The organism is Chimaeribacter coloradensis (assembly GCF_002858715.1).
Classification (GTDB): domain Bacteria; phylum Pseudomonadota; class Gammaproteobacteria; order Enterobacterales; family Enterobacteriaceae; genus Chimaeribacter; species Chimaeribacter coloradensis.
In genome coordinates, this window is the sequence record NZ_PJZH01000003.1 from 158,975 (window position 1) to 179,132 (window position 20,158).

18 protein-coding genes, 3 tRNA genes and 1 pseudogene are annotated in these 20,158 nt (G+C 60.1%); 7 read left to right on the top strand and 15 right to left on the bottom strand.

Annotated elements, in window-relative coordinates; all coding sequences use genetic code 11:
• Positions 1–210: 210 nt before the first annotated feature.
• From symE to CYR32_RS05215, 7 genes are all read right to left on the bottom strand, one after another.
• Positions 211–564 (bottom strand): endoribonuclease SymE, encoded by a 354-nt coding sequence (gene symE, locus CYR32_RS05185; protein ID WP_101823311.1) that lies wholly within the window; start codon positions 562–564, stop codon positions 211–213.
• A gap of 237 nt (positions 565–801) precedes the next feature.
• Positions 802–1,374, bottom strand: a complete 573-nt coding sequence (locus CYR32_RS05190) for a DUF1349 domain-containing protein (protein WP_101823313.1) — start codon at positions 1,372–1,374, stop codon at positions 802–804.
• A 206-nt stretch (positions 1,375–1,580) separates the two neighbouring features.
• Positions 1,581–2,696: an NAD(P)/FAD-dependent oxidoreductase gene (locus CYR32_RS05195; protein ID WP_101823315.1), complete on the bottom strand. Its 1,116-nt coding sequence runs from the start codon at positions 2,694–2,696 to the stop codon at positions 1,581–1,583.
• A 39-nt stretch (positions 2,697–2,735) separates the two neighbouring features.
• Complete coding sequence (locus tag CYR32_RS05200; RefSeq protein ID WP_101823317.1) at positions 2,736–3,815, bottom strand: Gfo/Idh/MocA family protein; 1,080 nt, start codon at positions 3,813–3,815, stop codon at positions 2,736–2,738.
• Positions 3,815–4,573, bottom strand: coding sequence for an amino acid ABC transporter ATP-binding protein (locus tag CYR32_RS05205; protein WP_101823319.1), 759 nt, complete (start codon positions 4,571–4,573; stop codon positions 3,815–3,817). Before CYR32_RS05205 ends, CYR32_RS05200 begins: the two co-directional genes overlap by 1 nt.
• Positions 4,574–4,575: 2 nt before the next feature.
• Entirely contained in the window at positions 4,576–5,394 is an 819-nt protein-coding gene (locus CYR32_RS05210; protein ID WP_101823322.1) for an amino acid ABC transporter permease, read from the bottom strand.
• A 77-nt stretch (positions 5,395–5,471) separates the two neighbouring features.
• Positions 5,472–6,290: an ABC transporter substrate-binding protein gene (locus CYR32_RS05215; protein WP_101823324.1), complete on the bottom strand. Its 819-nt coding sequence runs from the start codon at positions 6,288–6,290 to the stop codon at positions 5,472–5,474.
• A gap of 201 nt (positions 6,291–6,491) precedes the next feature.
• On the opposite strand from CYR32_RS05215, the gene CYR32_RS05220 reads away from it, so the two are divergent.
• Positions 6,492–7,556 (top strand): LacI family DNA-binding transcriptional regulator, encoded by a 1,065-nt coding sequence (locus CYR32_RS05220; RefSeq protein ID WP_101823326.1) that lies wholly within the window; start codon positions 6,492–6,494, stop codon positions 7,554–7,556.
• A gap of 47 nt (positions 7,557–7,603) precedes the next feature.
• Here the strand turns inward: CYR32_RS05220 and CYR32_RS05225 are convergent, their stop codons facing one another.
• Together CYR32_RS05225 and CYR32_RS22025 are read right to left on the bottom strand one after the other, a co-directional pair.
• Complete coding sequence (locus CYR32_RS05225; RefSeq protein ID WP_241523757.1) at positions 7,604–8,392, bottom strand: HNH endonuclease; 789 nt, start codon at positions 8,390–8,392, stop codon at positions 7,604–7,606.
• A 30-nt stretch (positions 8,393–8,422) separates the two neighbouring features.
• A pseudogene (locus tag CYR32_RS22025) lies at positions 8,423–8,881 on the bottom strand (phosphorothioated DNA-binding restriction endonuclease); the annotation flags it as partial.
• A 159-nt stretch (positions 8,882–9,040) separates the two neighbouring features.
• On the opposite strand from CYR32_RS22025, the gene CYR32_RS05230 reads away from it, so the two are divergent.
• Positions 9,041–9,862 carry an HNH endonuclease gene (locus tag CYR32_RS05230; RefSeq protein ID WP_101823328.1) on the top strand — a complete coding sequence of 274 codons (822 nt, stop codon included), beginning with the start codon at positions 9,041–9,043 and terminating at the stop codon, positions 9,860–9,862.
• Positions 9,863–9,895: 33 nt separating this feature from the next.
• Here CYR32_RS05230 and CYR32_RS05235 read toward each other — a convergent pair whose 3' ends face one another.
• On the bottom strand, positions 9,896–10,240 hold the full coding sequence (locus CYR32_RS05235; RefSeq protein ID WP_101823330.1) for a hypothetical protein: 345 nt from the start codon (positions 10,238–10,240) through the stop codon (positions 9,896–9,898).
• A gap of 278 nt (positions 10,241–10,518) precedes the next feature.
• Here CYR32_RS05235 and CYR32_RS05240 point away from each other — a divergent pair, with 278 nt between their 5' ends.
• The 4 genes from CYR32_RS05240 to CYR32_RS05255 all read left to right on the top strand — a co-directional run bounded on the left by CYR32_RS05240 (position 10,519) and on the right by CYR32_RS05255 (position 16,927).
• Positions 10,519–12,168, top strand: coding sequence for a dihydroxyacetone kinase subunit DhaK (locus CYR32_RS05240; protein ID WP_101823333.1), 1,650 nt, complete (start codon positions 10,519–10,521; stop codon positions 12,166–12,168).
• A gap of 242 nt (positions 12,169–12,410) precedes the next feature.
• On the top strand, positions 12,411–13,769 hold the full coding sequence (locus CYR32_RS05245; protein ID WP_101823335.1) for a glycoside-pentoside-hexuronide (GPH):cation symporter: 1,359 nt from the start codon (positions 12,411–12,413) through the stop codon (positions 13,767–13,769).
• 10 nt (positions 13,770–13,779) lie between these two features.
• The gene (locus CYR32_RS05250; protein WP_101823337.1) at positions 13,780–15,816 is read left to right on the top strand and encodes a glycoside hydrolase family 31 protein; all 2,037 of its coding nucleotides are present in this window, start codon (positions 13,780–13,782) and stop codon (positions 15,814–15,816) included.
• A 109-nt stretch (positions 15,817–15,925) separates the two neighbouring features.
• Positions 15,926–16,927, top strand: coding sequence for a LacI family DNA-binding transcriptional regulator (locus tag CYR32_RS05255; protein ID WP_101823339.1), 1,002 nt, complete (start codon positions 15,926–15,928; stop codon positions 16,925–16,927).
• A gap of 6 nt (positions 16,928–16,933) precedes the next feature.
• Here the strand turns inward: CYR32_RS05255 and CYR32_RS05260 are convergent, their stop codons facing one another.
• Entirely contained in the window at positions 16,934–18,031 is a 1,098-nt protein-coding gene (locus CYR32_RS05260; protein ID WP_101823341.1) for a GGDEF domain-containing protein, read from the bottom strand.
• A gap of 266 nt (positions 18,032–18,297) precedes the next feature.
• Here CYR32_RS05260 and CYR32_RS05265 point away from each other — a divergent pair, with 266 nt between their 5' ends.
• On the top strand, positions 18,298–18,585 hold the full coding sequence (locus tag CYR32_RS05265; protein ID WP_101823343.1) for a DUF1435 domain-containing protein: 288 nt from the start codon (positions 18,298–18,300) through the stop codon (positions 18,583–18,585).
• A 137-nt stretch (positions 18,586–18,722) separates the two neighbouring features.
• On the opposite strand, the gene CYR32_RS05270 is transcribed toward CYR32_RS05265, so the two are convergent.
• The 4 genes from CYR32_RS05270 to CYR32_RS05285 all read right to left on the bottom strand — a co-directional run bounded on the left by CYR32_RS05270 (position 18,723) and on the right by CYR32_RS05285 (position 20,105).
• Positions 18,723–18,809, bottom strand: a tRNA-Leu gene (locus tag CYR32_RS05270).
• Positions 18,810–18,853: 44 nt separating this feature from the next.
• Positions 18,854–18,940, bottom strand: a tRNA-Leu gene (locus CYR32_RS05275).
• Between the two features lie 33 nt (positions 18,941–18,973).
• Positions 18,974–19,060: transfer RNA gene (locus CYR32_RS05280), tRNA-Leu, on the bottom strand.
• A gap of 142 nt (positions 19,061–19,202) precedes the next feature.
• On the bottom strand, positions 19,203–20,105 hold the full coding sequence (locus tag CYR32_RS05285; RefSeq protein WP_101823345.1) for a LysR family transcriptional regulator: 903 nt from the start codon (positions 20,103–20,105) through the stop codon (positions 19,203–19,205).
• Between the last annotated feature and the right edge of the window lie 53 nt (positions 20,106–20,158).

A 20,158-nucleotide genomic window follows, 5' to 3' on the forward strand; every position in this document is an offset into this window, starting at 1 on the left:
AATAATTACCATACCTAGAGGTTTATGGTATCCTGGGGCTACGGTATGGCAGACGTATGTATGATGCCACATGATTGATCCTCAACACATATATACATATATCTTATTTGGACTGCTAGTTAGATATTGCTGTTGTTAAAGCCCTGAAATTGTCGTCCTGTAAAGGAATCATACTGACTTTTTAGTTTGTTATTTAATCAATGTCATCTCCTATACCCGCTTCCCCGCCACCCCGTCAATAAACTCCCACACCTGCTTCTGTTTCCACTTAGAAAGCTTCTCCACCCGGCGCAGTGCCTGCATCAGCTCCGGTTCCGCTTCGTCCTGAGGTTTCTCTTCCGGTACTTCTTTCGCCATCAGCACAATGCACCCCTTCATCACGCGCACATCCACCTCCGTGCCGGTATCAAACCCCGCAGCGGCCAGCCACCTTCCTTTCATGATCACCGCCGGAATCCGGCTGTAATCTGGATAACGGCTCGCATAACCGACTCTTAAATGGCGATTACTTTCTTGGGTGGCTTCTGTTACTGAATTTTCTGCAATACAATCCTGAGCAGCCATGATAACTACCTCGTTTAGTTGTTGCGGTTAGCGGTAAAGGTGTGTTGCACCACATCTTTGCCGCGCTTTATTTACCCTGTAAAAATAACCAGTCAGACAATAAAAAGCCAGATGAAAATAAATGAAAATCATCGGCGAAATAATGCGGCATGTATTCCTTTTTTACTGGGGTAAATAAAAGAAAATCTGAAAAGTTTAAATATAATAAGGAACGAAATAGAAGCATGCCTTATTATTTCAGCTCAAATCATGCAGATCTTTATCCAGCGGTGGGGTGAGCGAAATATCTAAGAATTCTACCTCTAACCCCTGGCGCTCTGGGGTGCAGCACATCACACCGACTTTCACCGTTCCTGCCGGGAAATAGCTTAAGCGCAGCAGCGGCCAGTGTCGGCCGTCGGTGGAGTACTGCAACCGCAGGCTGTCGCCTTTGCGGGTCAGGCGGAGCCAGAAGGTGCGCGGGTCGCCGGGGAAAATGCCGGTCGCCCAGTCGGAGTGGCCGAGCGTCAGCACGCTGCCGATGGCAGGCGCGCCGTCATTGTACTCAATACCCGCTTTCAGCCAGTGATGGTCATCGGCCATCAGCATGATCCCGGCCTGATCGTAGAGCATGTTGAAATCCGCACACACTTTTACCTGAAAGGTGAAGTCTTCGGTGACTTCCGTGGCGTAGATGTGCCCGGAAAAGCGTTCGAAGCCGTACCAAGTCTTGCGCCAGAAATCGGTGTGAGCATCCGTGACGACCGTTAATTTATCGTTCTGGTAGTGCCACTGTTGCGGTTCGTTAATCCAGGAAAACGTGTTGCGCATCGGGTCTCCGGGGGCAGGCAGGGAATAATAGGGAAGAGTGTATGCACTGGCAGGGGAGAATGGCGACGGTAAGGGCGGAAAAAGTAAAGTCTCTGAGATATATCAAATTACGGGAACGAACAGCTTGCCGGACGAGTGAATAGAGGGTGCGGAAACGCTGCCCGCCTTGCGGCGGGCAGGCATTCACCTTTATTCAGAACCCAAAATCACCCAAACCGCTCGGCACGGAACGTGGCGAGCATCGGGTGTTTTTCGCCGGTGAGGATTTCATCGGCCAGCAGTTCGCCGACGATCAGCGCCAGGGTAGCGCCGGAGTGGGTAAACGCCACAAAGCAGCCGGGCACGCGCGCCAGTTCGCCGAGTACCGGGTTGCCGTCGCCGGGGATCGGTTTGGGGCCGAGTTTCCAGCTCGCGGCCTTGAGCGCTGTGCCGTCGCCGACCAGCGCGCCCGCTTCCTGCATCAGCTTGTCGACCACGCTTTCGGCAATGGTGTAGCGGCCGTCCGGTTGCTGCACAATGTCCTCTTCATACCAGTCGTGGTCTGCCGCCAGCGTGCTGCCCGGGTTGGGGCGGATGGCGGCGCGCGGCGTGTTCATCACCACTTTCAGGCCGTGCGCGGTGGGCTGGCTGATGACCAGCATCGAAACCGGCGAACCGTTGGGAATGGTGACGCCGAGCGGCGCGACCACCTCCGGCGTCCAGGGGCCGCAGGCCACCAGCACCGCGTCGGCCCGCAGTTCGCCTTTATCGGCGCTGCGGATGCCGCAGGCGCGCCCGTTCTCGGTCAGCACCTCCGCTTTCCCGGCCTGCTCGACTATCTCACCGCCCAGGTCGCGGAACTGTTGGGCGAGAAACTCAATTAAATGCGGCAGGCTTACCCAGCCTTCGCCGGGGTTGAAGATCGCGGCGTCCGCCACCACGCGCGGGTTAACGCGGCTGTCCACCGCCGCTACACCGTCAGCATCGACCAGATGGGAGTCGTAGCCGTGCGCCTTCTCGTAGGCGTGGCGGGCGCGGGTACCGGCGGCGTCGTTCGCTGCCCAGCAGAGGCCGCCGTCAAAGCGCAGCCAGTCGCGCGTCGGGTCTTGCGCGAACAGCGTGCGGTAGCGGTCGATGCCCGCCATCCGCAGTGCGTGGTAGGGCAGGGTACGCTCGCCCGCCGAGTTCAGCCACGACAGCGACCGGCCAGAGGCCCCGGAGCACAGCTCCGCTTCCGTCACCAGCGTCACCTGCGCGCCCCGTTTTGCCAGTTCCAACGCTGTAGAGACACCCAGCACGCCGCCGCCCAGTACCACGACTTTTTTATCTGAATTCAGAGACATTGTTCTGTTCCTTGCAATAAGAGGAAAAGGGAACGCCGTTCAGGCGTTGCGCACCGCAAAGCGCGCATGGAGATCGTCAATCAGCCGCAACACCGCCAGCGCCTCGCGGGCCTCTACCGGGGCGGGTGCGCCGTCATGCAGGGCGCGCGCCAGTTGCTGGTAAAAGGCGGGGTAGTTGCCGCGCTCATGGGGCACCGGCTGAGCGTTATCGCCCTCGCCGAGCGCGCCCCACTGGGCGGCAGGCGTCACGCCGTAAGCCGCATCGGTGGGCGTCATCCCCGCCGCCAGCGACGGCTCCTGATTATCCAGCCCCCAACTGGTGAAAGCGGCGCGGCTGCCGAGCAGGTGGAAACGCGGGGCCGGGCGCGCCGCCTGGCCATTCATCCACAGCCGGGAGCGCACGCCGTTCTCATGCAGCAGCGAGACGAAGGCGTCTTCATCGCTGTCAGAAATCGCCGGGGAGCCGTAACGCGCCAGCTCCGCTGAGGCCTCGCGCACCGGGCCGAACAGCTGGATCGCTTGATCGATCAGGTGGCTACCGAGATCCAGCAGCAGCCCGCCGCCCTCCGCGAGGGTGACGCGGTCGCGCCAGTTGCCGAACCCCTCCGGCCGCCACCACTCAAAGCGTGACTCAAAACTGCGCACCCGCCCCAGTTGCTCCTCTGCCAGCAGGCGCTTCAGCGTCAGGAAGTCGCCGTCCCAGCGGCGGTTATGGAACACCGTCAGCAGCGTGTTGTTGGCCTGCGCCTCGGCGATCATCGTCTCGGCTTCGGCGGCGTTGGCAGCGAACGGCTTATCCACCACCAGGTGCAGGCCGCGGCGGCTGGCGTCATGCGCCTGCTGGGCGTGCTGCGCAGGCGGCGTGCCGAGCACGATCAGGTCAAGGGCCAGCGCGCCGCTGTCGATCTGCTGCATCAGCGCATCCCAGTCGGCAATCAGGCGCGCCTGCGGGTAGCGCTGTTGCGCGGCCTGGCGGCGTTCCGCGTTGCCGGTGACAATCGCCGCCAGGCTGAAGTGTGGGTCAGCGGCCAGCAGCGGCGCGTGGAACACCTGCCCGGAGATGCCGAAGCCGACCAGCGCGGTGCGGATAACCGGGGATGAAACCCGTTGGTGCGTCATTACAGAACCTCCGAAAGAAAACGTTGCAGGCGCGGCGACTGCGGCCGGTCAAAAATCGCGTCCGGCGGGCCGAACTCGACGATCTCGCCTTCATCCATAAACACCACCTGATCGGCCACGCGGCGCGCGAAGCCCATCTCATGCGTCACCACCGCCATCGTCATGCCGCGCTTGCAGAGGTCTGCCATCAGCGAGAGCACGCCTTTGACCAGCTCCGGGTCGAGGGCGGAGGTCGCCTCATCAAACAGCATCACTTCCGGGTCCATCGCCAGCGCGCGGGCAATCGCCACCCGCTGCTGCTGGCCGCCGGAGAGGTCGCGCGGCCGGTGGTCGGCGCGCTGGCCGAGGCCCACCTCCTCAAGCCGCTGGCGAGCGATCGCCATCGCCTCGGCTTTCGGCATCCCTTTGACTTTCCAGGGAGCGAGCGCCACGTTCTCCAGCGCGCTGTGGTCAGGGAACAGGTTAAAGTGCTGGAATACCATGCCGATGCGCAGCCGCAGCGCGTCGGGCTTCTCACGCAGTACCGACTTGCCCGCCAGCAGCACATCGCCGGACTGCGGCTCATGCAGCCGGTTGATGCCGCGCAGCAGCGTTGACTTGCCCGAGCCGGACGGGCCGATGATGCAGGTGGTGGAGCCGGGCGCGATCTTCAGCGACACCTTGCGCAGCACCTGCACCGGCCCGTAGGCCAGCGTCAGGTCGCGCAGCTCCAGGCTGGCACCGTGGTAGGCTCCGGCGGGGGTATGGGGTTGGGTCATCATTATTGTCCTCGCTCGGTGATCAGCGGGTTGATCGCGCCGCCGGTCAGGGCGGGGGCGGGCTTTTGCTGCACCTCGGCCACCTCTTTCAGCCCGCTTTGTGGGGCGGTCAGTCGGCGGCGGCCGGTGCGGTAGCGCACATCGATATAGTTCACCGCATGGGTCAGCGGCACGGTGATGATCAGGTAGAACAGGCCCGCCAGCAGCAGCGGCGAGAGGTTGCCGGTGAGCACGGCGGCATCCTGCCCGACGCGGAACAGCTCGCGCTGGCCGGTCATCAGCCCCAGCAGGTAGACCAGCGAGGAGTCTTTGATGATGGCGATGAACTGGTTGACGATCGCCGGCAGCACGCGGCGGATGCCCTGCGGGATAATCACCAGCCGCATCGCGCGGCCGTAGCTCATGCCGAGCGCGCGGCAGGCCTCCATCTGGCCTTTCTCAATGCTCTGGATGCCGGAGCGGAATATCTCGCCCATATAGGCGCTGGCGATCAGGCTCAGGGCAAAAATGCCGAGCGGATAGGGCGTCGGCCCAAAAATCTGATAGCTGAAGCGGGCAAGCCCCTGACCAATCAGCAGGATGGTTAAAATCGACGGCAGCCCGCGGAACAGGTCGGTATAGAGGCGCGCCGGGACGCGCAGCCAGCGCGACGGCGAGATGCCCATCAGCGCCAGGATCAAGCCGAACAGCGTGCCGAGGATAGTGGCCGCCACGGAGATAATGAGGGTGTTCACCAGCCCGGTGCTGAGCAGCTGCGGCAGCACCTCGAGCATCGACGGCAGGTCAAAAAAGGTGCGGGAAAGTACAGTTAACAGATCCATAGCCGTATCTCACTGAAAGCGGGTGACGGGCGCGCCCATCACCTGTTGAGCGGACTGAACGCAGGGCGTTCGCGGAGTTACTGGGGCAGGTACTGCTTCGGCAGCGGCGAGCCGGGGAACCACTTCTCGTAAAGCTGTTTCCAGGTGCCGTCCTGCATCGCGTCTTTGATGGCTTTATCCAACGCAGCTTTGAACGCCGGTTTATCTTTGGCGATCGCCACCCCGGCCGGGGCATCGAAAGAGGGAATATCCGCCGCCGTGACCAGTTTGAAGCGTTCGGCGTAGCTTTTGGCGGCCTCGTTATCGAGGAAAATCGCGTCCAGCGTGCCGTTGTTCAGCGCGGAGACGGCGGCGTTATTGTCGGGGAAGCGCACCACATCGGTCTGTTTAAAGTGCTGGATCGCATAGGCCTCCTGCAGGGTGCCCTGCACCACACCCATTCGCTTGTTCGCCAGCGTCTCTACGTTTTTCACGCCGGAGTCACTGCGCGTCAGCACCGTGAGGAACCCCACCAGGTAGCCGGTGGAGAAGTCCACGGTTTTGGCGCGTGCCGGGGTGATGCCGATGGCCGCGACGCCCGCGTCATACTGGCCGTTGGCGACCGCCGGCAAAATGGCGGTGAAGTCCTGGCCGATAAAATCGACCTGCTCGATCCCGAGGCGGTGCGCGACGTTCTTGAAGAACTCCACATCGAAGCCGGTGAACTGGCCGGTTTTGTCGGTGAAGGTGTAGGGTTTGGCGTCCCCGAGGCTGGCAACCCGCATATGGCCCGGCTCGATCAGGCCGTAGGGGTTGTTGTCTGCGGCATTCGCGCCGAAGGAGCAGAAAGCGATCGACGCAAACAGCGTGGCGGCCAGGGCAGGCAGGCGGTGGTGCAGGTGGTTGTGCGATGTCATAAGCTCGTCCGTTTTTGTCAGGTGTAAACATCAGAGTCTGTTGAACCGGCGGCGTTATGGTAATATGAGACCGGTCTCAACGCAGGTGACTGTTTGGCCCTGTGACTCAAGTGAGACCGGTCTCAAGCAGTTGTGTGATAATAAGCACAGCGCTTTTGGAGCGTCAACATTGATGTTAACAACTTGTGATACAATTTCATTATGACCAACATTCTGCCCCAGATTAAAGCGCCGACCGTTGCCGATGTGGCGCGGGCTGCCAACGTTTCCAAAGCCCAGGCGGCCCGCGCGCTGGGTGGATATGGTGCTGTCAGCGAAGAGGTGCAGACGCGGGTCAACCTCGCGGCGGCGCAGCTCGGCTACCGGCCCAATGAGCTGGCGCGCAGCATGAACACCGGCCGCTCTAACACCATCGGCGTGATCGTCGGGGACATCGAGAACCCGCACTTCGGCCTGGCGCTACGCGGCATGGCAGACGTGGCGCGGCTGGCGGGTTACCACCTGCTGCTGAGCAACAGCGACGAGCAGCTTCCGGCTGAGCAGGACGCGGTTCACGTGATGCTGGAGAAGCGCGTCGACGGCATCATCGTCGCGCCGTGCAGCTCCGCAGCGGGCGATAACGCGCACCTGGCGCAGATCCTGGCGGCGGGGCGGGCGCTGGTGCTGTTCGATCGCGCCGTGGAAGGGCTGGAGGTTGAGGCGATCTGCGCCGATTTCACCGCCCCGGCGCAGGAGGCGACGCGGAAACTGCTTGAGGCGGGGCACCGGCGCATTGCGTACGTCACCAGTATGCGCTGCGCCGAGCCGTGGCGTTACCCGGAAGATTTCGGCCTGACGCCGGTGGCCCAGCGCGTCGGCGGCATGGAACAGGCGTTCGCCGATGCCGGGGTGGCATTCGATCCCGCGCTTATCAAGGCCAACGCGCTGGATGACGCCTCCATCGCGCGGATTGTGGAGGAGCTATGGCAACTCGCCGCACCGCCGACGGCGCTTATCGCTTCCGACAGCCTGATCGCCATGTCACTGCTGCGCGAACTGAGCCAGCGCGGCCTGCGCATCCCGCAGGATCTCTCGTTCGTGATGTACGACAACTTCCCCTGGACGGAGATCGTCAACCCGCCACTGACCGTCGTCGCCCAGCCGGTCTATGAGATGGGCCGCGAAGCCGCCCGCCGCCTGATCGCCCGCATCAAAGGCGAAGAGCCGGGGCCGATGGTGCCCTTTGCGGCGGAATTGCTGGTCAGGGGGTCGATTGGGGAGGTGTGAGGAACACACTTTATATCGGGAATAGCAGGCGTTTAATTCCCTGCCTGCTATAAGTTATCGATAAAAATATGTTCCCGATGAAAAGCCAAATGCTCCTGACTTGGCGAAAATTGGTCTGCGTGGCGTATTCTTACGCCCTCATATTTTAAAAAGTTATCCTGCACAGAGACGCTTTTTAAATTTTTAAGGTGAACGGATAATACCAGCTCTAAATTTTCATTGAGGGTAATAAGCCCTTGGTCAAAAGCACGATCATGGAGATTGGAGAGGCATAAACCATTCCTCGGGTCTAAGCGATACGACGCATCCTTCGTCCAAGGGCGAATATGGCTGGCAATAAGTAAAATAGGATCTTCTAGCCCGGTAATACAGCAACGGTTGTCATATGCTTCCAAAACACGTTTACGGAAGAGTTGCTGACCAATACGGGTTTTCACCGGCCTGATTTTTTCCTGGCCTGTAAAATCAACGAGCTTCTCCTCTTTTCTTTCCGGAGTGGGTGGTTCAAACATCGCCATTACCGATTGGCACTTGCGCTCGAACTTATCAGGGTCTTGATTCATCTCTTCCCATAATTGCCGGTCGGCTTTAGACGCACCCGTTAAACCCGTACGGCCGGAGTTTGTAATAAAAGGATCTAAACTGGCGATATTGACTAATTTCATCGCCAGGGCGGAAGGGGTTCGACCAATTAAATTAGCATAATGTTGAATAGTGGCATTTTTGGAATGCATTTGCCCAAAAGGCAGTTGGCTATAGAGAGTAAAAGCCACTAACAGTTGTTCACGCGTCCAGAGGCTATTTAATGTTTGATGCGGTTTTGGATCGCGCGTTATTGAATGATCGTTAAGATCAAGCTCCAGGCGATCGGCCAGGATCTGTCGTTCACTTTCTGAAAAATATTCGCTTAAGATCTGTTGCGCTAATTGCGCGATCAGATCCTTTTCATCGCACAATAGCTGATAGGTTTCTTTATCAAATCCACCTGTGGCATGGTGTGCAATCAACTCTTTGCTTGACGGCCCCTTGCGGCCCTTTTGTGGCATGTAGAATTCAGCATTTTGCACTTCCCAAAAGCTCTCATTCTGCAATCGCCAAAATGGCATCTCAGGGTAGTGCGTGTGCCGTTGTGGCCCTACGTCGTTCAACAGGGATAACAGCGGGCTGTGTACTTCTTCACCATAATTAAACAGCCGGTCATGCCCTTTCTGATACGCCGACAGCACATACAACAGTAACAGCGGTTTATGTGGAGCGCGCTGCCCGTTCTTCTTCCATACGGTAAGGTGAGCAATGGCATTTTTTAATAATGTGCTGTTGTGCATGGCAAAGATCCGTCTGACAAAGAAAGTGCGATCATGCTCGAAAAAGTTGGTATCAACAAGCGAGCGCCTGTAACCATACCCATCTCATCAACATGCTTTTGTATGATTGAAGGTAGTTTTATACTGCAAACTAATTGTTCTGATTAGGATTAGCAGGCTATGGATAAGGAAGTGGGTTACACGGTTATTGCTGAGAATGATGAGTCACAGTGGCAGGACCAAACGGGCGCGGTCTATCACTTTCCCAAGCGTTACTTAGGGATGTTAACGCCGGGTACGCGGGTGGTGTATTACAAAGGGCGGATAAAAGACAAGCAGTACGCGGTCAAGCGGTTGAGCGATCAGCCCCACTATTTTGGCATCGCGACCATCGGACAGGTTTACCAAGACAAAAGCAGTAGCAAAGGCGATCACTTCGCATTAATAGAAAATTATCAGATATTTAAGACGGCAGTTCTGGCGAAAACAGACGCCGGCTACTACGAAACCATCCCTGAGAATCGCCAATCTAACTATTGGCGAGATGGCGTGCGGGCCATTAGCCAGCAAGATTATGATGCGATTATTGCTGCCGCGCAGTTTGCTCCCGTGAACACACCAGCCACGCCACGCGTTCAACCAGATAATGAAACGGATGAAGAGAGCTTAGTCTCCGGCGTGGAAGGCCAAATGCGCATGAAGTATGTGCCGTTTTACGAACGTAATCCGAAATTGAAAGAGCAGGCCAAGCAGATCCACGGGACTACGTGCTGCATCTGTGATTTTAACTTTGGCGAGTTCTATGGCGAATATGGCGAAGGCTTTATTCATATTCACCATCTGGTGCCGATCTCTGAAGGCGAGGGGCAGGAAAAAACGGTGAACCCTGCGACTGACCTGGTGCCGGTCTGCCCCAACTGCCACAGCATTATCCATCGTAAGAAGAACCGCACCCTCTCTATCGCTGAGATGAAAGCGATGATCGCTGCCCAACGTCGTTAAAAACCCGCCGCTGCTTATACAGCGGCGCGCTGATTACTCCTGCTTCTTCAACTCCGCCAGCACATCAGTGCGGCATTTGGCGGGGTCTTTGGCCAGGGCGATGCGTTGGTCTTCGTCGAGGTCCATAAAGGCGTCGACCACATCTTCGGCTTCGTCATCCTGGAACTCCGGTTTGTTCATGGCGGAGGAGGAGACGCCCCGGCCTGAGCGGACTTTCAGCTGATCGAGGTAGTGATCGCTGTCGCCTTTGCCGCTGTCCGCTTTGATCTCTTCACACAAGCTTTCGATATACATCCCGGTATGGCTGTGTGGGTCGTCCACCGCATGGGCCAGAGAAGAGGCCGCCAGCAGGGCGGAGAATACCAATACTTTTTTCATTGCTGCTCCTTCTTGAGGGGCCGGGCATCGTTGTGCCGGCGTCCGGTGGAAACGGTGATGATCATCGCTTAAACCATCAGTGAAGCGTCCGTTAAGTATCGGACAAATTGCGAAAACGACAACGCGCCGTTGCAAAGGCACAAAGCAGGGGTGCTACGCTTTTCAGACCCTTTCCCCACCTTCTTCCCCGCAGGCGGGGCGTGGGCTGTGCTATGGTCGGGGAGGGTTATACTTCGTGATGATGTTTTCATCCGTTCACCAATAAGGGACTGAAAGGTATGTCTAAATTTTTTATGAACGACCGTAAGAACCTGATTAATGACGCGATCGACGGCGTGATCCTCAGTGCGCCGCACGCTAACCTGGCGCGGCTGGAGGTCGACCCGGCGATCCGCATCGTGGTGCGCCGCGACTGGGACAAGCAGCAGGTCGCGCTGATCTCCGGCGGCGGCTCCGGCCATGAACCGGCGCACGTCGGCTTTGTGGGGAAAGGGATGCTGACCGCCGCCGTCTGCGGCGATGTGTTCGCCTCGCCGAGCGTGGATGCGGTGCTGAATGCCATCGTGGCGGTGACGGGTAACGCCGGTTGCCTGCTGATCGTCAAGAACTACACCGGCGACCGGCTGAACTTTGGGCTGGCGGCGGAGCGCGCCAAGAGCCTGGGGTATCAGGTTGATCTGGTGATGGTCGGCGACGACATCTCCCTGCCGGACAACAAGCAGCCGCGCGGCATCGCCGGGACGGCGCTGGTGCACAAAATTGCCGGGTATGCGGCGGCGCAGGGGCAGTCGCTGGCGGAGGTCAAGGCGCTGGCGCAGCAGGCGATCGACGCCACCGCCAGCATCGGCGTGGCGATGGCGGGCTGTAACCTGCCGGGCGAAGGCGATGAGGAGTCCGAACGCATTGCGCCGGGCACCGTTGAGCTGGGGCTGGGCATCCACGGGGAACCGGGCGTCAGCACGCTGGAGACGCAGAACAGCCGCGAGATCGTCGCGACGCTGGTGGAAAACCTGCAACGCGCCGTGGATAAAGAGGCGCGGCTGGCGGTGCTGATCAACAACCTCGGCGGCACCTCGCCGCTGGAGATGGCGCAGATTACCAAAGAGCTGGCGCACTCCGGGCTGGCAGACGCCATCGACTACCTGATCGGCCCCGCGCCGATGGTGAGCGCGCTGGACATGAAAGGCTTCTCGCTCTCGGCCATCGCACTCAATGAGACCTTCGAAACCGCCCTGAAAGCAGAAGTGGAAGTCGCCGGCTGGCAGCCGCTGGTGAAACTGGCCCCGGTGCCGCAGCAGAAAGCGGAGAAGGTCAGCCGGCACGTGAACGTGGAACCCTCCGAGAATCCGCAGGTAAAACAGGTGGTCGCCACCGTCACCCAGACGCTGATCGATCTGGAAGGCGCGCTGAACAAACTGGATGCGCAGGTGGGGGACGGCGACACCGGCTCGACCTTCGCCTCTGGCGCGAAAGCGATCGCCGAGCTGAACGAGGCGGGCAAGCTGCCGCTGGCAAACCTGGCTGAGCTGTTCGCGTTGGTGGGCGACCGCCTGGCGGTGGTGATGGGCGGGTCAAGCGGCGTGCTGATGTCGATCTTCTTTACCGCGGCCGGGAAGAAGATCGAAGAGGATCAGGGCGTTGCCGACGCGCTGCTCGGCGGGTTGCAGCAGATGAAGCACTACGGCGGGGCGGATCTCGGCGATCGTACCCTGATCGATGCGCTGCAACCGGCATTGGAGGCGCTGAAAGCCCAGGGTGACCTCGCTGCCGCGGCGAAAGCCGCGAAAGAGGGCGCGGAAGCCACGGCGAAAATGCAGAAAGCCAACGCCGGGCGCTCGGCTTACCTCAGCAGCAACAGCCTGGACGGCATCAAAGATCCGGGTGCGGTGGCGATCGAGAAGGTGTTTGACGCGCTGACCCAGCCCTAATCCTCCTGCGTTACCGCGATATGACTCACCGGCTGGGGAGACCCGGCCGGTGTTGCGATCCGCTTCCCACGCCGTTCCCCGCAGCCGCAATCGATTTACCTTTTCTATGTTACCGGTATCACAAAAAACAGGAATCGTAATAGCTAAAGGAAATCTGAGAATCGTTATTGGTGTCGCGCTGGCCTATAACCTCAGTTCCCACGGCGCAGCGGGCGTCGCCTGTTTCACTCACTGGAGCGAACATGACTCAGACACCTCTTCCCCAACGACTCACGGTAAAAGAAAAAGTCGGCTACGGCCTCGGCGATATGGCGAGCCATATCGGGCTGGATAACGTCATCATATTCCTGACCTTTTACTACACCGATGTGGTCGGCCTGCCTGCCGTGTTCATCGGCACCATGTTTTTGCTGGCGCGCATCGGTGACGCCATCATAGACCCGGTGATGGGCCTGCTGGCGGATCGCACCTCGTCACGCTGGGGCAAGTTCCGCCCCTACCTGCTGTGGCTGGCGGTGCCGTTCGGCGTGAGCTGTATGCTCACTTATGCGGTGCCGGAATCGCTGTCGCTGGGGGCGAAGATGGTGTTCGCCACCGTGACCTACTGCTTCATGATGCTGATGTACACCGCCATTAACATCCCTTACTGCTCGATGGGCGCGGTGATCACCGCCGATAACGAGCAGCGCATCTCGCTGCAATCCTACCGCTTCTTCCTGGCGACAGTGGGCGGCGCGCTCTCTACCTTCTTTATGCTGCCGCTGGCGCACTATCTGGGCGGTGATGACAAACTGCTGGGCTACCGCTGGGCGATGGCGATCATGGCGGCGGCCGCGATCGTGATGTTCCTGATCTGCTTCTGGACGACCCGCGAACGCATCCAGGCGAAGCCCTCCCACGCGCACTTTATGGCAGACCTGCGTGACCTCTGGCAAAACGACCAGTGGCGGGTGGTGGCAGTGCTGGTGCTCACCAACATCGCCTTTGGGGTGATCCGCCTCGGCGCGCTGATGTACTACGTCACCTATGCCCTGGGGGACGCCGCGCTCTTCTCCTGGCTGCTCGGCGCGCACATCGCCGGGAAAGGGGCGGGCAGCGCCCTGTCAAAAGTGCTGACGCGCGGGCGCAGCAAAATCACCGTGTTCGCCGGGGCGGCGATGATGGCGGGCGTGCTCAGCATCGCGATCTTCTTTATGCCGCCGTCGCTGGCGCTGCTGGTCGGCATGATGTTCCTGGTCTCCACCTTCTACCAGATCACCACCACGCTGATGTGGGTGATGATGGCGGACGTCGCCGATTACGGCGAGTGGAAGCAGGGCAAACGCATGGACGGCACCATCTTCTCCACGCTGCTGGCGGTGCTGAAGATGGGCATGGCGATCAGCGGCGCGATCGTCGGCTGGACGCTGGGCCTCAGCGGCTACGTGCCCCACGCCGCCGAGCAGAACCCGCAGGCGCTGTTCAGCATCATCGCGCTGTTCAGCCTGGTGCCGGGCGTGCTCTCGTTTATCAGCGTGATCGCGTTGCGCTGGTACCGGCTTAACGATGCCACCATGAGTGACATCAACCTGCATAAAGCCGTTTTACAGGGTGACAACTAAAGGAGCGACAATGAGTTTACTGACGCAAGAAAACCGCATTCTGTGGCAATTTGATAACCAGACGCTGGTGGTAGAGCCGTGGGGCCGCAACAGCCTGCGGGTGCGCGCCACCTGCCAACCGGCATTAGAAGACGAACGCTGGGCGCTGCTGCCGCCGGACGCGGCAGAGGGCGTCACTGTCAAAGAACAGGACGGCACGTTGACGCTGCGCAACGGCAAGGTGAAGGCGGTGCTGAACAGCCAGGGGCGGCTGGCGTTTTACAACCAGCGCGACGAGCTGGTGCTGGAGGAGTTCTGGCGGCAGCGCGGCAGCGTCGGCGTCGGGGCGGTGGAGAAGGCGCAGGACAAATACATCAGCGCCCTGAAGCTGGACGCGCGGGCGTTCCGGCCGATCCCCGGCGGCAAGCACCAGCTTACGGTACGGTTTGAGGCGCGCCCGGACGAGAAAATCTACGGCATGGGGCAGTACCAGCAGCCGGGGCTGGATCTCAAAGGCTGCGTGCTGGAGCTGGCGCAACGCAACTCGCAGGCCAGCGTGCCCTTTATGGTGTCGAGCCTTGGCTATGGCCTGCTGTGGAATAACCCGGCGGTGGGCGAGGTGCATTTCGCCAAAAACCTGACGGAGTGGCGCGCGCAGGTCACGGCGCAGATGGACTACTGGATCACCGTTGGCGATACGCCCTCTGAGATCACCCGCCAGTACGGCAAGGCCACCGGCACCGCGCCGCCGATGCCGGCATTTGCCACCGGCTTCTGGCAGTGCAAGCTGCGCTACCGCACACAGGAGGAGCTGCTGTCGGTGGCGCGCGAATATAAGCGCCGCCAGTTGCCGATCTCGGTGATCGTCATCGACTTCTTCCACTGGCCGAAGCAGGGGATGTTCTGCTTTGACGAGCGCAACTGGCCCGACCCGAAAGCGATGGTCAGCGAACTGAAAGAGATGGGCATCGAGCTGATGGTCTCGATTTGGCCGACCATCGATGCCACCACCGACAACTACAAGCAGATGAAGGCCAAAGGCTACCTGGTCAACAGCGACCGCGGCGTGTCGGTGAACCTCGATTTCCTCGGCAATACCACCTTCTTCGATGCTACCCACCCCGGCGCGCGGCAGTATGTGTGGGATCAGGTGAAGCAGAACTACCACGCGCACGGCGTCCGCTGCTTCTGGCTGGATGAGGCGGAGCCGGAGTACCGCGCCTACGACTTCGACAACTACCGCTACCACCGCGGCCCGGTGCTGGAGGTGGGAAATATCTACCCGCGCGACTTCGCCCAGGCGTTCTGGGACGGGCTGCGTGCCGAGGGCGAGCAGGAGATCATCAACCTGGTGCGCTGTTCATGGGCGGGCAGCCAGCGCTACGGCGTGCTGGCGTGGTCGGGGGATGTGCATTCGTCATTCGGGTCGCTGCGCAACCAGCTGGCGGCCGGGCTGAATATGGGCATGGCTGGGATGCCGTGGTGGACCACCGACATCGGCGGTTTCCAGGGTGGCCACGTGGAAGACCCGGCATTCCATGAGCTGCTGCTGCGCTGGTTCCAGTGGGGCGTCTTCTGCCCGGTGATGCGGCTGCACGGCTACCGTGAACCCCATGAGTCACCGGCGCAGCGTTTTGACAGCCACGGCGTGGCCCAATGTGACAGCGGCGCGCCGAATGAGGTGTGGAGCTACGGCGAGCAGAACCTGGCGATCATGGCGGCCGGACTGCAACTGCGTGAGAAGCTGCGCCCCTATATCCAGCGCCAGATGGCGGTGGCCCATGCCCATAATGACCCGGTGATGCGCCCGCTGTTCTTCGACTTCCCGCAGGAGGCGGAGAGCTGGCAGGTGGAAGACCAGTATATGTTCGGGCCGGATATTCTGGTGGCACCGGTGCTCCATGCCGGGGAGCGCTGCCGCCGCGTCTGGCTGCCGGCCGGGGCCAACTGGCAGGATCTGCACGGGGAAACTTACTCCGGCGGCCGCTGGGTAGAGGCTGACGCGCCGCTGGAGGCGATCCCGGTGTTCCTGCGGCAGGGCGCGCTGGTGGTGGCTGAACTGCGCTGACCGCGCCGCCCTCCTGGGGGATGCCGGTAATGCATCCCCCGCTGCGCTTTGCTACTCTTTTCCCTGCACTTTGCTATGCTGACCTCCCTTTCTTCTGCCCGGAAACCGCATGAAATCCTCCGCTGTGACCCTCGATGATGTCGCCCGTCAGGCGGGTGTCTCTTACCAGACCGTCTCCCGCGTGATCAATCAGGCACCCCATGTGTCGGCCAAAACCCGCCAGCGGGTGGAGGCGGCGATGGCGGCGCTGAACTATGTGCCGAACCGGGTGGCGCAACAGCTGGCGGGGAAACGCACGCAGGTGCTGGGGCTGGCTACCAGTTCGCTGGCGCTCCATGCGCCGTCACAGATTGCCGCGGCGATTGAGCAGCGCGCCGGAGAGGGGGGCTACAGCCTGGTGATGGCGATGGTGCGCGGCAGCGGGCCGGACGCCTGCCGCCAGGCGTTGCAGGAGCTGCGCGCCCAGCGGGTGGACGGCGCGCTGATTAACGCGCCGCTCGGCCGTGATGACGCGGCGGCGCTGGCCGGGGCCGCCGGGGCGTGGCCGCTGCTGTTCCTCGACACCGACCCGGCGGGCACCGTGCCGTGCGTGCTGTTCGACCCGGCCGAGGGGGCGCGTTGCGGGGCGCACCACCTGCTGCAACAGGGGCACCGGCAGATCGCGCTGCTGGCAGGGGAGGCGCACTCCATCTCCGCGCAGCTCCGCTTACAGGGCTGGCAGCGCGCGCTGGCAGAGGCGGGGCTTGAACCGGTGGCGGTGCAGTATGGGGACTGGAGCGCGGCAGAGGGTTACCGGCAGACGCAACAGCTGCTGGCGAGCGGGACGGCATTCACTGCGGTGCTGGTGGCGAACGACCAGATGGCGCTGGGCGTGCTGCGCGCCTTGCATGAGGCGGGACGGCCGATCCCGCAGCAGGTGTCGGTGGTGGGGTATGACGATACGGCGGACAGCGCCTTCTTCTACCCGCCGCTGACCACCGTGCGGCAGGATTTCAGATTGCTGGGGGCGCAGGCGGTGGACACGCTGCTGGCGGGCATGGAGGGCGATATGCGCAGCCTGACCCTGCCGGTGGCGCTGGTGGAGCGCGGCACCACCGGCAGGTGCCGCTGAGCAGGGTCAGGCGAGGGACGTGACCGGCTGCTCCTGTACCCCCGGGATTTCGTGGGCAAATTCAATCGCGTTACGGCCATTGTGTTTGGCCCGGTAGAGCGCATTGTCCGCGTGGGTCACCGCCGCCACCCAGTCACGATCGTCCAGCGAGGCAATGCCGATGCTGAGCGTGACATGGGTTGAGACATCTTCATTAAAGACGTGCGGAATCTCCAGCCCCAGCACCTCCTGCTGGATGCGTTGCGCGATCTTCTGTGCGTAAGCGCGCTCCACGTGGGTCAGCAGCACCATAAACTCCTCCCCGCCATAGCGCACCACGATGTCCCGCGAGCGCACGTTGTCCCGGATCGCCGCAGCCACCCGTACCAGCGCCTGGTCGCCCATGGTGTGGCCGTAGTTGTCGTTGTAGGCCTTGAAGTGGTCGATGTCCATCAGCAGCACAAAGTGGCTCTGCGGCCGCACCGGCGCGGTTATCGAGGCCCAGCGGTTCTCCAGCCCACGGCGGTTATAGAGGTTGGTCAGCGGGTCAAGCATGCTGAGATCGCTGAATTTTTCCCGCTCAATATAGAGGTTATCCACCAGGCGGCGGGTAAAGGCATCACTGCGCTTCTGCATCAGATGGTGCAGGGAGAAACCCACCATCGGCAGCGCAATGGTGAATAAGATGCGAATAATATTATGGAATTGATCCAGATATATCACCATGATCGCCGCCGGTAACACATGCAGGCAAAAGGCCGTAAAGTTACCGGAGAGGGCAATAGCACTAATAAAAAATACGCTAAATAAACTCAGCAGCAGAAAGTTTTTATCATCCGGCATAATCTGGTGATATTTGAGCGTGATATGCCACGCCCATAATATGCCCATCGCGATTGAATAGATATTCAGGACTCTGTCGAGCCGGTAAGCGCGCAGCAGGGTAAACAGCAGGCCGGTCACGCCCAGCACGGCAACCAGCACCGCCGGCAGGGTAATCAGCGTCAGATTATCCACCGTGGTGAGCATAGTAAAAATGGACGATGCAGTATTAAGGAATAAAAAGAGTAATAGGGAAAGACGATGCCTACTTTTGACAAGCTCGTCATAGGAATGCAAATTCATATCATTTCACTCTGGTTAAACGCTATCAGTCTGAAAATAGTAATAAATTAAAGAAACGTTATTTCTGCGAATGCCTACGGCCGGAAAACGATTAACCGTCGTGACTATTTGCTTAGTAATTATTTAGTTGTGGCTAAGAGGGCAAATTACCATTTTTGTATTGCAGTGTCATCTTTGTACAAGATTTCTCAGAAAAGGGTGAAAAACCGGCATTGATGCTATATGATATTAATTCTCATTATCACTTCATTGTTAAGGGAATTAAGATGGTGGCAGCGATGATAACGGTGTGCGGAATGTGGAGCCTGGTGTGGTGCCTGGGGCGGAAACTGTCAGGGGCATGGGGCGTGCTGGTGCCTTGCGCACTGTTGCCGGTGCTGGCGATGATGGAGATAAGCCTGGATACGCTGCGGCTGCTGGTGATGGGGGCGATGCTGGTAACGCTGGGGATGCTGTTCAACCGGCACTTGCGGCACTACATTCTGGTGCCGTCCTGCATGGCGCTGGCGGGCGGGCTGGCGGCGATGTCACTGAATTTTAACCTGCTGAGCTAGGCGGGGAAGTAACTATGAAAACAGGGGGATAACATGGAAACGGAGAAACAGATGCTTGTTTACTGCTTTTATGGGGGAATCTTATGGGGATAAAACAAGAAGGTAACGCTGGGGGAAGAGACAAGCGAGAAATCATGTGGTGCGAAGAGAGGGACTTGAACCCTCACGTCCGTAAGAACACTAACACCTGAAGCTAGCGCGTCTACCAATTCCGCCACCTTCGCACAGATGATTCTGCTTTTTACTCGTTGTAATCTATATCACCGCATGGTGCGAAGAGAGGGACTTGAACCCTCACGTCCGTAAGAACACTAACACCTGAAGCTAGCGCGTCTACCAATTCCGCCACCTTCGCATTATGCCCTGCGATATAAATCATGTGGTTATTTGGTGCGAAGAGAGGGACTTGAACCCTCACGTCCGTAAGGACACTAACACCTGAAGCTAGCGCGTCTACCAATTCCGCCACCTTCGCATTCCAAGTGCACTACCGGAGTAATGCCACCACGGAGGCGAATTCTAGAGATTTTCGCCGGGGCGTCAATAGTTATTTCCGTCATATGACACGACTGCTGCAAAAACCATCAGAAAAAGTGCAGATTGCGCGTTTTAGCAGCTTACCTCGCCTCCATCTGCTGCAAAAGCGCCGCCAGCCAGTCCAGCATCACCCGCACGCGGGGCGCAATAAACCGGCCGGGCGGGTGCATCAGCCAGACCGGCATTGGCGGCGGCGCGGTTTCCGCCATCACTTCCACCAGCTCCCCGGCGGCCAGTTCGCGCTGTAAGGCGTGGCGCGCCGCCTGGATCAGGCCAAACCCGCTGCGCCCGGCGGCGATATAGGCGTCTGCCCCGCTGACGTTCAACGCGCAGGGCAGCCGCACCACCGTGGTTTCATCATTCTGGCGGAACTCCAGTGCCTCCGCCTGCTGGCCGGGCCGGAAGAGGTAACCCACCATGCGGTGGCCCGCCAGCGCCTGCGGCGACAACGGCCGCCCATATTCCGCCAGATACCCTGGCGAGGCGCAGGTGACCTGCGGCAGCGCCGCGCGGGCATGGGTCACCAATTGTTCTTCCGCTGACGGCCAGGCGCGCAGCACGCAATCGACGCCGTGGTGCAGCAGGTCAATGGCGCTGTCATTGGCGGTGATCGTCACCTCAATCTGCGGGTAGCGCGCGGTAAATGCCGGCAGCGCCGGGATGACGACCTCGCGTGCCAGCGAGTGCGGCATATCCACCCGCACCTTGCCCTGCGGCTGGCGGCGCTGGTGGGCGAACAGGGCATCGGTTTCGGCCAGCGCATCCAGCAGTTGCAGGCAGCGGTGGTAGTAGATCTCCCCTTCATCGGTGATGTGCAGCCGCCGCGTGGTACGTACCAGCAGGCGCACGCCCAGCCGCAGCTCCAGCCGTTTCAGGGTGGTGCTCACCGTGGCGCGCGGCAGGTTCAGGTCTTCCGCCGCCCGGCTGAAGCTCTGTAATTCCACAATGCGGGTGAAGATCCGCATGGCCTGGATCTGATCCACAACGCCTCCGATTGTTGGTGATTTCTGAACAGTGCTGAGCAGAGAGCATGATT

Bases quoted from the DNA above. Each gene is read 5' to 3' on its own strand.
- symE (WP_101823311.1), bottom strand. From the start codon at position 564: ATGGCTGCTCAGGATTGTATTGCAGAAAATTCAGTAACAGAAGCCACC.
- CYR32_RS05190 (WP_101823313.1), bottom strand. From the start codon at position 1,374: ATGCGCAACACGTTTTCCTGGATTAACGAACCGCAACAGTGGCACTAC.
- CYR32_RS05195 (WP_101823315.1), bottom strand. From the start codon at position 2,696: ATGTCTCTGAATTCAGATAAAAAAGTCGTGGTACTGGGCGGCGGCGTG.
- CYR32_RS05200 (WP_101823317.1), bottom strand. From the start codon at position 3,815: ATGACGCACCAACGGGTTTCATCCCCGGTTATCCGCACCGCGCTGGTC.
- CYR32_RS05205 (WP_101823319.1), bottom strand. From the start codon at position 4,573: ATGACCCAACCCCATACCCCCGCCGGAGCCTACCACGGTGCCAGCCTG.
- CYR32_RS05210 (WP_101823322.1), bottom strand. From the start codon at position 5,394: ATGGATCTGTTAACTGTACTTTCCCGCACCTTTTTTGACCTGCCGTCG.
- CYR32_RS05215 (WP_101823324.1), bottom strand. From the start codon at position 6,290: ATGACATCGCACAACCACCTGCACCACCGCCTGCCTGCCCTGGCCGCC.
- CYR32_RS05220 (WP_101823326.1), top strand. From the start codon at position 6,492: ATGACCAACATTCTGCCCCAGATTAAAGCGCCGACCGTTGCCGATGTG.
- CYR32_RS05230 (WP_101823328.1), top strand. From the start codon at position 9,041: ATGGATAAGGAAGTGGGTTACACGGTTATTGCTGAGAATGATGAGTCA.
- CYR32_RS05235 (WP_101823330.1), bottom strand. From the start codon at position 10,240: ATGAAAAAAGTATTGGTATTCTCCGCCCTGCTGGCGGCCTCTTCTCTG.
- CYR32_RS05240 (WP_101823333.1), top strand. From the start codon at position 10,519: ATGTCTAAATTTTTTATGAACGACCGTAAGAACCTGATTAATGACGCG.
- CYR32_RS05245 (WP_101823335.1), top strand. From the start codon at position 12,411: ATGACTCAGACACCTCTTCCCCAACGACTCACGGTAAAAGAAAAAGTC.
- CYR32_RS05250 (WP_101823337.1), top strand. From the start codon at position 13,780: ATGAGTTTACTGACGCAAGAAAACCGCATTCTGTGGCAATTTGATAAC.
- CYR32_RS05255 (WP_101823339.1), top strand. From the start codon at position 15,926: ATGAAATCCTCCGCTGTGACCCTCGATGATGTCGCCCGTCAGGCGGGT.
- CYR32_RS05260 (WP_101823341.1), bottom strand. From the start codon at position 18,031: ATGAATTTGCATTCCTATGACGAGCTTGTCAAAAGTAGGCATCGTCTT.
- CYR32_RS05265 (WP_101823343.1), top strand. From the start codon at position 18,298: ATGGTGGCAGCGATGATAACGGTGTGCGGAATGTGGAGCCTGGTGTGG.